This window comes from Solilutibacter pythonis (assembly GCF_003697345.1).
Classification (GTDB): Bacteria; Pseudomonadota; Gammaproteobacteria; order Xanthomonadales; family Xanthomonadaceae; genus Solilutibacter; species Solilutibacter pythonis.
Map to the genome: position 1 here is coordinate 61,930 of NZ_RFLY01000017.1, position 11,092 is coordinate 73,021.

Consider the following 11,092-nt stretch of genomic DNA (forward strand, 5'->3'; position numbering starts at 1 on the left):
CGTGGCGCCACGCACCGCCATGCGCCGCCACGCAAGCGGCGCGCGCGGTGCGGGGTGCGGTGAGCGGGCGGGCGGGACGGGCCATTGGCGCAGTCTAGCCGTCGGCGCAGCGGCGCTCGTCGATGATGGCGGTCAGCAACGCGCCGCAAAAGAACACCACCGCGGCGTAGTAGACCCAGACCAGCATCAGCACCAGTGTGCCCATCGAACCGTAGGCGCTGCCCGGCGCGGCATGGACGATGTAGAGCCCGATCAATTGCCGGCCGACGACGAACAGCGCCGCCGTCAACGTGCCGCCGATGAGCGATTGCCGCCAGCCGACCCGGCGATCCGGCAGGTACTGGTAGAGCAGCGCGAAGGCCAGCGTGTAGACCAGCAGCGCGCCGATGTTGCCGGCGAACGGCAGCAGCGCCGGCAGCCCGGCCAGGGCGAATTGCAGCGCGGTGGTCACGGTGACCGAGAGCAGCAGCAGGAAGCCCAGCGCGAACACCACGCCGAACGAGAACACCCGCTTGCGCAGCCAGGCCAGTGGCCCGCCGAGCGCGCGCGCGTCGCTGTGGAAGATCAGGTTGAGCGTGCCTTGCAGGCGCGCGAACACCACGGTGGCGCCGATGAACAGCAGCAGGGTGCTCCACCAGCCGGCGAACGAGCCGATATCAGGACGCGAGGTGGCGTTGTGCAGGACGGTGGCGGCGATCGCGCGGGATTCGTTGCCGGCCAGTTGGTATATCTGGCCGAGCAGGGCCGCCTGCGCTTCCGGGTACAACGAGGCGGTCAGCCACAGCAGGAGCAACAGCAGCGGCGCCAGCGACAGCAGGGCGTAGAACGCCAGCGCCGCGGCGTGGGTCAGCAGGTCCAACTCGATGAAGCGCTCGGCGGCCTCGGCCGGCAAGCTGCGCCGCGCCCGCGCGATGCCCTCGCGCAGCAGCGAGCGGCGCTCGGCCAGCCGGGAGCGGTCGCGTTTCATCCGCCGGCGAGGCGGTGCTTGATCATCTGGGACACTTGTCCCATGTCGGCCTGGCCGGCCAGACGCGGCTTCAGTACGCCCATCAGCTTGCCCATGTCGGCCGGGCCGGTAGCGCCGGTGTCGGCGATCGCGGCCTCGATGGCGGCGGCGATCTCGGTTGCGCCGAGTTTCTCCGGGAGGTAGGTGTCGATGATCGTCATCTCGTCGCGTTCGATGGTGGCCAGGTCTTCGCGGCCGGCGGCCTCGTACTGGCTGATCGAATCCTTGCGCTGCTTGAGCATCTTCTCCAGCACGGCGAGCACGGCGGCATCGTCCAGCTCGATGCGTTCGTCTACCTCTTTCTGCTTGATGGCGGCGTTGATCAGGCGGATGACCGCCAGGCGCGGCTTGTCGCCGGCCTTCATTGCGGCCTTCATGTCATCGGTGAGGCGGGTCTTGAGCGACATCGGGGTCTCCACGGGGTGGGGGATGCGTCAACACGAAAAGCCGGCTTTCGGCCGGCTTCGTGGAGCGCAGGGCTCGCCTCGCACGGAGGCGAGGCGGCGGTCAGTACAAGCGCTGGCGCTTGGTGACGTCGCGCGCGGTGCGGCGCGCCTGACGCTTCACCGCGGCGGCGGCCTTGCGTTTGCGTTCCTGGGTCGGCTTCTCGTAGAACTCGCGCTTGCGGGTTTCGGCCAGGACGCCGGCCTTTTCGCAGGTGCGCTTGAAGCGGCGCAGGGCAAACTCGAACGGCTCGTTTTCGCGGACTTTGACGCTGGGCATAGGACTCTCGAATGGGACGTTCCGGCCGCCTGGGCCGGGTGAGCCGCGTATGATAGCGGCATCGATCCTCCCGATGCAACCCGCCCGGAAACCGCGCTCTTGAACGTCCTTGGCATTGAAACTTCCTGCGACGAAACCGGCGTCGCCGTCTATGGCGTCGGTGCCGGGCTGCGCGCGCATGCGGTCTACAGCCAGATCGCCCTGCACGCCGAATACGGCGGCGTGGTGCCGGAACTCGCCAGCCGCGACCACGTGCGCAAGCTGTTGCCGCTGGTGCGGCGGACGCTGGACGAGGCTGGCATCGCACTCGCCGACATCGGTGGCGTGGCCTACACCGCCGGGCCGGGGCTGGTCGGCGCGCTTCTGGTCGGCGCGGCGGCGGCGCGCGCGCTGGCCTGGGGGCTGGGCGTGCCGGCGGTCGGCATCCACCACATGGAGGGGCATTTGCTGGCCCCGCTGATGGAGGATGACCCGCCGTCGCCGCCGTTCGTCGCCCTGTTGGTTTCGGGGGGGCACACGCAACTGGTCGAGGTCAGGCGGATCGGCGAATACCGCCTGCTGGGCGAGACGCTGGATGACGCCGCCGGCGAAGCCTTCGACAAGACCGCCAAGCTGATGGGCCTGCCTTACCCCGGCGGCCCGCAACTGGCCGCGTTGGCCGAGACCGGCGTGCCCGGCCGGTGGAAGTTCGCCCGGCCGATGACCGACCGTCCCGGCCTCGATTTCAGCTTCAGCGGACTCAAGACCCAGGTGCTGATGGCCTGGCAGGGCAGCGACCAGTCCGAACGGACGCGCGCCGACATCGCCCGCGGCTTCGAGGACGCGGTGGCCGATACGCTGGCGATCAAGTGCGCGCGCGCGCTGGACGCGGCCGGCTGCGACACCCTGGTGGTGGCCGGTGGCGTCGGCGCCAACCGCCGCCTGCGCGCGCGGTTGCAGACGGTGGCCGGGAAACGCGGTGGCCGGGTGTGCTTTCCGCGCCCGGCGCTGTGCACCGACAACGGCGCGATGATCGCCTTCGCCGGCGCGTTGCGGCTGGCGGCCGGGCAGCGCGACGGTCTCGGCGTGCACGTCGTGCCGCGTTGGGACATGGCCCGTCTGGCGGCGGTCTGAGCCGGCGCCGCGCGCCTGTCCAACGTCTTGGAACCGCCGGCCATTGCCGGCCCCGGTATGAAGGTTCGCCGTCGCGCGCTTGGCGTTCGCGCCTCCCCCGGCCCGTGGCGTGGAGCGCGCCGGTCGGCGGCAGCGGCATGCGGTGTGGCCGGGTGGAATGGAGCGCCGGGGCGGCGATTCACCCTGGCAGGCCGTATTCGGCGATAGCATGTGCGGAACAGGTTTCACCGGATCGCCATGGATATCGTCTTCATCGAAGCGCTGGAAATCGATTGCGTCATCGGCATCTACGACTGGGAGCGCGAGATCACCCAAAAGGTGGTACTCGACATCGAGATGGCCTTCGACAACCGCCGCCCGGCCGCCAGTGACGACATCGCCGACACGCTGGACTACAAGGCCGTGTCCAAGCGGTTGATCGCCTACGTCTCGGCGTCGAGCTTCGGCTTGGTGGAATCGCTGGCCGAGCGCTGCGCCGACATCGTCCGCGAAGAGTTCGGCGTGTCCTGGCTGCGGTTGAAGTTGTCCAAGCCCGGTGCGGTCACGGGCTCGCGCGCGGTGGGCGTGGTGATCGAACGCGGCAGGCGGGCCGGGTGAGCCATGCGCCGCCCGAAGCGAACCCGCGGGGGCGCGGGCCGTGGAGCGGACGGGCCGGGGCGCGATGTGGCGCTCCCGGCGCGCCGCACACTTTCGATTTACCAGGGAGTCCCTGACCGATGAACGATGACTGGCACCTCGCCTATCTCAGCCTGGGCAGCAACATCGAACCGGAAATGAACTTGGCGTTGGCCTTCTCGGCGCTGCGCGGCCGTTTCGGCGAGGTGTTGTTCTCGCCGGTGTACCGCACCGCGGCGGTCGGTTTCGAAGGTGCGGATTTCCTCAATGCCGCCGCCATCGTGTGCACCCGCCTTGGCCCGCGCGAGCTGGATGCCTGGTTGCATGCCTGCGAGGACGCCCAGGGGCGCGACCGTGGCGGGCCGCGTTTCTCCGACCGCAACATCGACATCGATCTGCTGCTCTACGACGCGCTGGTGCTGGAAGGCCCGGGCCATCTGCGCCTGCCGCGTCCCGAGCTCAAGCACGCCTTCGTGCTGCGGCCGCTGGCGGACATCGCGCCGGCGGTGGCGATTCCCGGGCTGGGCCGCACGGTGATGGACGCCTGGCGCGCGCACCCGGAATTCGGCACCCCGGCCGAGGTGGTGGATCTGGAGCCGGCGGGCTAGCCCAGCCCGCCGCGTCCGCCATCCAGGCGCAGGATTTCCCCGGTCAGATAGCCTGCATCCCGCAGTAGCCAGCGCACCGCCTCGGCGACTTCCTCCACGCTGCCCGCGCGCGCGAGCGGGGTGCGGGCGAGGAGTTGCGCTTGCAGGGCCGGATCGATGCCGTCCTCCGGCCAGAGGATCGCGCCGGGGGCGATGCCGTTGACCCGCACCCGTGGCGCCAGTTCGACCGCCAGGGCGCGGGTGACGCCGGCCAGCGCCGCTTTCGAAGCGGCATGCGCGCCGATGCCGGGACGCGGCCGTTCGGCATAGGCGTCCACCAGGTTGACGATTGCGCCGTTTCGTTGCGCCAGATGCGGCGCGGCGGCCTGGGCCAGCAGGAAGGGCGCGCGCGCGTTGATGGCGAAGAGCTCGTCCCATTGCGCGGGTGTGACCGTGCCGAAGGGCGTGGGGTAGTAGGCGGATGCGTTGTTGACCAGCGCGTCCAGCCGCGTGAAATGGTCGATTGTCCGCGCCACCAGTTCCGGGATTCTGGCCGGCTGGCGCAGATCCGCGGCCAGCACCCGCGTGCTGCCGGGGCGGTGCATATCCAGTTCGGCGGCCAGCGTGGCGGCGGCTTCGCCACTGGCGAAATGGTGCAGCGCCAGGTCGTAGCCGTCGGCATGCAGGCGGCGGGCGATGGCGGCGCCGATACGGCGAGCACCGCCGGTGACGAGCGCGACGGGGCGGGAATCGGACATGCAAACGCTCCGCTGAGGATCAGCGGGGATGCTACCCGAGCCCGCGTTCGCCGGCCTGGAATCGTCGGCAAAATTGAGGATGATCAAAACGGCGCGGCCCCCGCCCCGGCAAACTTTCCCCGAAACAGACGGGAGGGTATGCCATGCATCCGATGCTGGTGGAAATGCTGCAAAAGCCGGTGGGTTGGTTGACCATCATCGGTGCGGTCATCCTGATCGGCATGCCATTCGTGGTGCGGGCGTTCATACGCAAGCAGATGCGTGAGGAAGATCGTCGCCGTAAAGGTTGACGACGGGGAATCCAGCGCCGGCGGGGAGAGCCGGCGCGGCAGGGCCGGGCACGGGTATGCTGGGAGCATGTCCGTGCCCGTTTTTTTTCGATGACTCCGCTGGCCGATCCCGATTCCGATGCCCGTATCCACAGCGCCAGGCTGGCGGCGCTCATTCGCGCCGAAATCGCCGGCCAGGGCGGCGCGATCGCGTTTTCCCGTTTCATGGAGCTGGCCCTGTACGCGCCGGGCCTGGGCTATTACAGCGCGGGTGCGGCCAAGTTCGGCCCGGCCGGTGATTTCGTCACCGCGCCGGAGCTGGGGCCGCTGTTCGCCGCTTGCGTGGCCGACGCGTTGGCGCCGGTGTTGGAGGAAATCGGGCCGGAGGCACAGTTCCTGGAAATCGGCGGTGGCAGCGGCGCGTTCGCCGAAACCGCGCTGAAGCGCCTGCTGGCGCGCGATGCGCTGCCGGCGCGCTATGCGATTCTCGAACCCAGCGCGGATCTGCGCCAGCGCCAGCAGGCGCACCTGCGCGACCATCTCATCCCGCCGGTGTTCGATATCGTCGAATGGCTGGATGGCCCGCCTGGGGAGGCATGGCGGGGCGTGGTGTTCGCCAATGAAGTGATCGATGCCCTGCCGACGCCGCGTTTCGTCATTGGCGAGGGTGGCGAGGTGCTGGAGGAATACGTCGCCAGCCACGCCGACGGCGGCTTCTTCGTCACCGAACGCCCGGCCGACGACATGCTGAGCGCCGCGGTCAGGCATGTCGAGGGCGCGCTCGACGCGCCGCTGGCGGCGGGCTATCGCTCGGAATTGCTGCCGCAGTTGCCGTACTGGTTGCAAGCGGTGGTCGGCCCGTTGCGGCGTGGCGCGCTGCTGTTCTGCGATTACGGCTACCCGCGTGCGGAGTACTACCATCCAAGCCGCGCGCACGGCACCGTGCGTGCTTTCCGCCGGCATCATCTGGTGCCGCGGGTGACGGACTGGCCGGGCTTACAGGACATCACCGCTTCGGTCGATTTCACCGCACTGGCCGAGGCCGGCGTCCATGCCGGTTTCGATCTCGCCGGTTACGCCACCCAGGCGGCGTTCCTGATCGGCAACGGTCTCGACGCGCGCCTGGCCGAGGCAGACGCGCGGGCGAAGGACGAGGCCGCGCGCCTGCGCCTGCGTCGCCAGGCCAAGCAACTGGTCCTGCCCGATGCGATGGGCGAGCGCTTTCAGTTCATGGGCTTCGAGCGCGGGGTGGCGTTCGAGCACGCCTTCACCGGCGGCGATCTGAGCTGGCGTTTGTGAGGCCGCCGCTACGCGGCTGGCGGCCCGGCCGTTCGCTCAAGCCCTTTCGCCGGCCCTGGCGCTGGGCCGGGTTGTGGATGTTGATGATCGCCGTGGTGGTGGTGCTGTCACTGCTGCCGCCGCGCGATATTCCGGCGCCGCCGGTCGGCAACGACAAGCTCGGGCATTTCCTCGCCTATTTTTTCTTGATGGCCGGCGCGGTGCAGTTGCATGCGCGCAAATCGGCGTGGCTTGTGATGGCGCTCCTGCTGGTGCTGCTCGGGGTCGGGCTGGAGCATGCGCAGGGCGCGATGCACCTGGGCCGTACCGCCGATCGGATGGATGCGCTGGCGAATACGCTGGGCGTGCTGGCCGGCTTCGCCACCGGCTTCACGCCATTGCGCGACCTGCTGCTGCGGATCGACGGCGGTCGCCGTTAGCGGCCGGTGCGCGCGTTGCCGATGGCGCGTTGCCGCGCCTTGCGGATCGCTTCGCCGACCTGGGGGCCGTTCAGGCCGGGCGCCACGTCGGTGGCTCTGATGGTTTGCGCGGCGGCGAAAAGTCGCCGCAATTCCGCGCCTTGTGGGTAGTCCTCGTCCGCCGCGCCGGCGCGGCCACGCTTGTCGGCTTCGCAGACGGTGGCGAGCTGGGCGATGCGTGCGGGCTTGCGGAAAGCGTCGCCGCGTTCGAACAGTTTCAGCACGGTGGCGTCTTTCATTTCGTCGAGTCGATGCACGTTGAGGTGCTCGCGGCAGGCGAGTGTTGCCAGTTGCGCATGTTCGCTCGGCAGTTTCAGGCGCGCGGCAAGCGCGGTGATCGGCGCGACGCCACGCAGTTCGTGCAGCCGGTGGCGGGGCAGTTCATTGGCGGGCGTCAGCGCCTTGCCGAGATCGTGCGTGAGCGCGGCGAAGCCGATCAGGTCGTCGCTGGGCGCGAGGCGCGCGGCCATGTCGCAGACCAGTTCGGTGTGGAGGCCGGCATCGATTTCGGGATGAAACTCGGGCCGCTGCGGCACGCCGTAGAGCGCATCGACTTCCGGCAGCACCGCGCGCAGGGCGCCGGCCGCGCGCAGCGTGCGCAGGAAGGCCGAGGGTCGCGCGCTCGCCAGCGCTTTCGACAACTCCTTCCAGACCCGCTCCGCGGTCAGCGTGGCCAGTTCGCCGTTGGCCACCATCGTCCGCATCAGCGCCAGGGTTTCCGGTGCGATGCCGAAGCCGAGCGGGGCCAGCCGCGCCATGAAGCGCGCCGCGCGCAGCACCCGCAGCGGGTCTTCGACGAAGGCCGGACCGACGTGCCGCAGCACGCGGCGGCGGATGTCGCCCGCGCCATCGAAGGGGTCGATCAACGTGCCGCCGCCGTCGCGGGCGATGGCATTGAGGGTGAAGTCGCGCCGGGCCAGATCCTGCTCCAGCGTGATGTCCGGCGCGGCGTGGACGACGAAGCCGGTGTGCCCGCGCAGGGTCTTGCGCTCGGTGCGGGCCAGCGCGTGTTCTTCGCCGGTGTGGGGGTGCAGGAATACCGGGAAATCGCGCCCCACTTGCCGGTACCCGGCCGCGCGCATCGCCTCCGGAGTCGTGCCGACCACGACGAAATCGCGGTCGCCCACCGGCAACCCGAGCAGTTCGTCGCGCACCGCGCCGCCCACCAGGTAGGTCTTCATCGCGTTCGACGCGGCATGTGCTGGGCCCGCGGCGCGACCAGTCGCGTGGTGGCTTCGCCGCGCCCGAGCTTCGATTCGATGGGGTCGGGCTGGCCGAACAGCCAGCGCTTGAACTCGGCATTTAGGTCGAGGCGCCTGGCGCTTTCCAGCGTGTACGTCGCGATGCCGCGATAGGGGATGCCGCGGTATTCGGTTTTTCTGGTGCTCACGCCTTGTTTGTTGACCAGGATCAGCCGGTGGCCGGAGAAGGCGATCACGTCGCGGACGAGGGCGAAGCCGTGTTCGATCCGTTCGCCTTCGGCCGGCAGCGGTCGCGGTGCGTCTTCGCGTTCGTTGGCGGATGTTTCGCCGGCGCGGCCGAGTAGGGTGTCGATCAGGCCCATCGGGTGCGTTTCGTTGCCGGGACCGGCGCAGTGTAGCCGGGCGTGACGGGTCATTCGCCCGCGCCCACGCCCTTCGGGCAGGTGAATTTCACCCGTTCGCCGTCGTTGCGGCCGGCGATGCGCTCGGAGAGCCGCAATGCGTCGCCGTTCATTCGCCAGTCGTAGATCACGCTGAAGGCGAGCACGCGCGGCACGTATTCGCGGGTCTCGCGGTAGCTGACGGTCTCGATCCAGAAATCGGGATCGAAGTCGGGGCGTTGATCGCGCCAGCGCGCGGTCGGGGTCGGGCCGGCGTTGTAGGCGGCGATGGCGTGCGGCAGGTCGGTCCAGCGGTTGAGCATTTCGCGCAGGTAGGCGCTGCCGATGGCGATATTGCGACCGGGGTCGTACAGGGTCTCGGCGCCCCGCCAGGGGATGCCGGCCTTGGCGGCGGTCGCTTCGCCGGTGGCGGGCAGCACCTGCATCAGGCCCATCGCGTTGGCGGGCGAGCGCGCGTTGGGGTCGAACAGGCTTTCGGCGCGGATCTCGGCGGCGACCCAGGCGGGATCGATGGCGTTTTTCGCGGCTTCGCGGCGAATGGCGGCGGTGTGGTGCAGGGGGAAGCGCAGTGGATACAGGCGCAGTTCTTCGCGGTTGTCGCGGGCGAGGTTGAACACCGCGCGGTCGAACCAGCCGCTGGCCTGCGCCTGGGCCACCGCGATCCGCCGCTCGGTGTCGCCGAAGCCTTGCAATGCGCTGTTCCATTCCGCCAGCGCCCATTCGCGCCGGCCGATGCGGTAGAGCGCGAAGGCGCGTTGCAGCGCCGGTGCGGCCGCGACTCGTTTCTCCAGGGCTGGTTGCGGCTCTGGCGTCCACGGGCATAGCGGATACGGCGCCTTGAGTCGGTCGGCGGCGAGAAAGCCGTGGAACTCCGGGTACTTCGCCACTTGCCGGTACAGCGCTTCGGCGCCGGGCTGGCCGGCGAGTTCGCGCAGCCGGGCTTCGAAATACCGTGTCTGCGGCTTGTCGCGCAGGGTTCTGGGCATGCGCGCGATGGCGGCGCGCGCGCCAGCCCAGTCACGCCGCGCCAGGGCTTCGCGCATGGCGAGCTGGTGCAGGCGTTCGTCGTAGCTGGCGGCCGGCACGGCGGCGAGGCGGCGCGCGCCTTCCGGTTCGTACGAGGCGGCGGATTGCAAGGCGATTTCGTACAGCACGCGGCCGCGCTCGGCTTCGTCGAGGCGCAGCGCTGGCGAAAATTTCGCCAGTGCGGTTTCGGCGTTGGCGGGAGATTTCTTCGCCATCGCCACCAGCGCGGCGCTGGCGACGGCGCGGCCGCGACGGTCTTTCGGCCATTGCAGCGCGCGCTCGTCGAGGCGGCCGGCGAGTGCATCGGCATAGGCGTTGGCCAGTGTGGCGAGGTGGCCGGGCAGGCCGTTGGCGGCTTCGCGTATCACGCTGGGCTGGTTTTCGGCGATGGCTAGATCAATGCGCTGCCAGCGCAGGGCGTCGTTCATTCCGCCGCGCAATTGCCAGCCGCCGACCGCCGCGGCGCAGTCCTCGGGCAGGGGTTTGCCGGACAGCCAGGCGGCGCGTACGTCCTGCATCCAGCCGGCATCGGCCTGGCCGGTGCTCATACGCGCATTCAGTTCCATGCAGCGCAGGGCGGGGCGTTCGATGCCGGCGCGCCAGGCGCGGCGGAAGGCGGCCCAGTCGCCGCGGCGGCCGGCGGCGGCCAGCCATTCGTTGCGGAAGCGGCCGCCGACGGCATCCCGGGCGTGCGCGGCGAGGAAGGTGTCGGCCTGCGTGGTGGCGAGCCGGTCGATGTCGCGGCGCAGGCGGGCGTATTCCACCCAGTCGCGCGCGGGGTGGCGCTCCAAGCCGGGAAAACGCGCGGGGTCGAATTCGCCGCGCTCGGCGGCGGCGATGGCCTCGCGCAGTTGGCTGTCTTCGCGTGGCGGCGGCCTGGCCGGGGATTCCTCGGTGGTGTCGCCGCTGGCGGGGGGCTGCGCGCCGCCTTCGCCCGAACAACCGGCGACGAGCGCGAACAGGAGCAGGGTGGACGGACGGGGGCGCATGCGCGGACTATAGCGGTCGTCTTCTGAATCCGGGTGCCCCCGATGCCGTTCGCGCTGGAACCGCTCACGTTGCTGACTTTCCTCGCCCTGGGCGCGGTGGCCGGCGTGCTGGCGGGTTTGCTCGGCATTGGCGGCGGGCTGGTGCTGGTGGCGGCGCTGGCCTGGCTGTTGCCGGCGCAGGGAGCGGTGCCGACGGCGTCGGCGATGCATGCGGCGTTGGCGACTTCGCTTGCCAGCATCGTGTTCACCGCGATGTCCTCGGCCAAGGCGCATGCTCGGCGCGGCAGCGTGCTGTGGCCGACAGTGGCGTGGATGGTGCCGGGGCTGTTGCTTGGCGGCTGGCTGGGCAGCCGGGTTGCGGTGGATGTCGATGGCCGCTGGCTGCGTTGGGGCGTGGCGGCGTACTGCCTGATCGCGGCGGCGCAGATGCTGCTGTCGAAACCGAAACAGGCCGGTGACCCGGCGCGCTCGCCGCGTGGCGTGGGGATGAGCGTGGCCGGCACGGGGATCGGCGCGGTATCGGCTTTCGTCGGTATTGGCGGCGGCAGCATGACGGTACCGTTGCTCACCTGGCTCGACGTGCCGCCGGTGCGCGCAGTCGGGACTTCCTCGGCCTGCGGGGTGTTCATCGGCCTGGCCAGTGCGT

Annotated in this window: 14 protein-coding genes; 7 read left to right on the top strand and 7 right to left on the bottom strand. The window is 70.1% G+C overall.

Annotation, left to right across the window (positions count from 1 at the left end; translation table 11 throughout):
- Nucleotides 1–94: 94 nt before the first annotated feature.
- The 3 genes from EBB59_RS11200 to rpsU form a co-directional block, all read right to left on the bottom strand.
- Nucleotides 95–967 carry a YihY/virulence factor BrkB family protein gene (locus EBB59_RS11200; protein ID WP_122102233.1) on the bottom strand — a complete coding sequence of 291 codons (873 nt, stop codon included), beginning with the start codon at nucleotides 965–967 and terminating at the stop codon, nucleotides 95–97.
- Nucleotides 964–1,413: a GatB/YqeY domain-containing protein gene (locus EBB59_RS11205; RefSeq protein WP_122102234.1), complete on the bottom strand. Its 450-nt coding sequence runs from the start codon at nucleotides 1,411–1,413 to the stop codon at nucleotides 964–966. Before EBB59_RS11205 ends, EBB59_RS11200 begins: the two co-directional genes overlap by 4 nt.
- A gap of 100 nt (nucleotides 1,414–1,513) precedes the next feature.
- Nucleotides 1,514–1,729, bottom strand: coding sequence for a 30S ribosomal protein S21 (gene rpsU / locus EBB59_RS11210; RefSeq protein WP_122102235.1), 216 nt, complete (start codon nucleotides 1,727–1,729; stop codon nucleotides 1,514–1,516).
- A gap of 99 nt (nucleotides 1,730–1,828) precedes the next feature.
- On the opposite strand from rpsU, the gene tsaD reads away from it, so the two are divergent.
- The 3 genes from tsaD (at nucleotide 1,829) to folK (ending at nucleotide 4,065) form a co-directional block, all read left to right on the top strand.
- On the top strand, nucleotides 1,829–2,842 hold the full coding sequence (tsaD, locus tag EBB59_RS11215; protein ID WP_122102236.1) for a tRNA (adenosine(37)-N6)-threonylcarbamoyltransferase complex transferase subunit TsaD: 1,014 nt from the start codon (nucleotides 1,829–1,831) through the stop codon (nucleotides 2,840–2,842).
- 237 nt (nucleotides 2,843–3,079) lie between these two features.
- Nucleotides 3,080–3,439 (top strand): dihydroneopterin aldolase, encoded by a 360-nt coding sequence (gene folB / locus EBB59_RS11220; protein ID WP_122102237.1) that lies wholly within the window; start codon nucleotides 3,080–3,082, stop codon nucleotides 3,437–3,439.
- Between the two features lie 119 nt (nucleotides 3,440–3,558).
- On the top strand, nucleotides 3,559–4,065 hold the full coding sequence (folK, locus tag EBB59_RS11225) for a 2-amino-4-hydroxy-6-hydroxymethyldihydropteridine diphosphokinase (protein ID WP_122102238.1): 507 nt from the start codon (nucleotides 3,559–3,561) through the stop codon (nucleotides 4,063–4,065).
- On the opposite strand, the gene EBB59_RS11230 is transcribed toward folK, so the two are convergent.
- Entirely contained in the window at nucleotides 4,062–4,802 is a 741-nt protein-coding gene (locus tag EBB59_RS11230) for a pteridine reductase (protein ID WP_122102239.1), read from the bottom strand. The two genes, folK and EBB59_RS11230, sit on opposite strands and share 4 nt — an antisense overlap.
- A 143-nt stretch (nucleotides 4,803–4,945) precedes the next feature.
- On the opposite strand from EBB59_RS11230, the gene EBB59_RS13890 reads away from it, so the two are divergent.
- The 3 genes from EBB59_RS13890 (at nucleotide 4,946) to EBB59_RS11240 (ending at nucleotide 6,789) form a co-directional block, all read left to right on the top strand.
- Complete coding sequence (locus tag EBB59_RS13890; protein WP_158601791.1) at nucleotides 4,946–5,092, top strand: hypothetical protein; 147 nt, start codon at nucleotides 4,946–4,948, stop codon at nucleotides 5,090–5,092.
- 90 nt (nucleotides 5,093–5,182) lie between these two features.
- Entirely contained in the window at nucleotides 5,183–6,370 is a 1,188-nt protein-coding gene (locus tag EBB59_RS11235; protein ID WP_122102240.1) for a class I SAM-dependent methyltransferase, read from the top strand.
- A 77-nt stretch (nucleotides 6,371–6,447) separates the two neighbouring features.
- A complete protein-coding gene (locus EBB59_RS11240) occupies nucleotides 6,448–6,789 on the top strand; it encodes a VanZ family protein (RefSeq protein WP_245979272.1) in 342 nt (113 codons plus the stop codon).
- On the opposite strand, the gene EBB59_RS11245 is transcribed toward EBB59_RS11240, so the two are convergent.
- From EBB59_RS11245 to EBB59_RS11255, 3 genes are read right to left on the bottom strand one after another with little or no spacing between them, the layout of a single operon-like run.
- Nucleotides 6,786–8,009 carry a multifunctional CCA addition/repair protein gene (locus EBB59_RS11245; protein ID WP_122102242.1) on the bottom strand — a complete coding sequence of 408 codons (1,224 nt, stop codon included), beginning with the start codon at nucleotides 8,007–8,009 and terminating at the stop codon, nucleotides 6,786–6,788. The genes EBB59_RS11240 and EBB59_RS11245 overlap by 4 nt on opposite strands.
- Complete coding sequence (locus tag EBB59_RS11250) at nucleotides 8,006–8,446, bottom strand: PH domain-containing protein (RefSeq protein ID WP_122102243.1); 441 nt, start codon at nucleotides 8,444–8,446, stop codon at nucleotides 8,006–8,008. The genes EBB59_RS11245 and EBB59_RS11250 overlap by 4 nt, the downstream gene beginning before the upstream one ends.
- A complete protein-coding gene (locus EBB59_RS11255) occupies nucleotides 8,443–10,446 on the bottom strand; it encodes a lytic transglycosylase domain-containing protein (RefSeq protein WP_122102244.1) in 2,004 nt (667 codons plus the stop codon). Before EBB59_RS11255 ends, EBB59_RS11250 begins: the two co-directional genes overlap by 4 nt.
- A 42-nt stretch (nucleotides 10,447–10,488) precedes the next feature.
- Between EBB59_RS11255 and EBB59_RS11260 the strand changes: the two genes are divergently transcribed.
- Nucleotides 10,489–11,092: sulfite exporter TauE/SafE family protein (locus EBB59_RS11260; RefSeq protein ID WP_147455569.1), on the top strand; the 604-nt coding region annotated here is incomplete at its 3' end.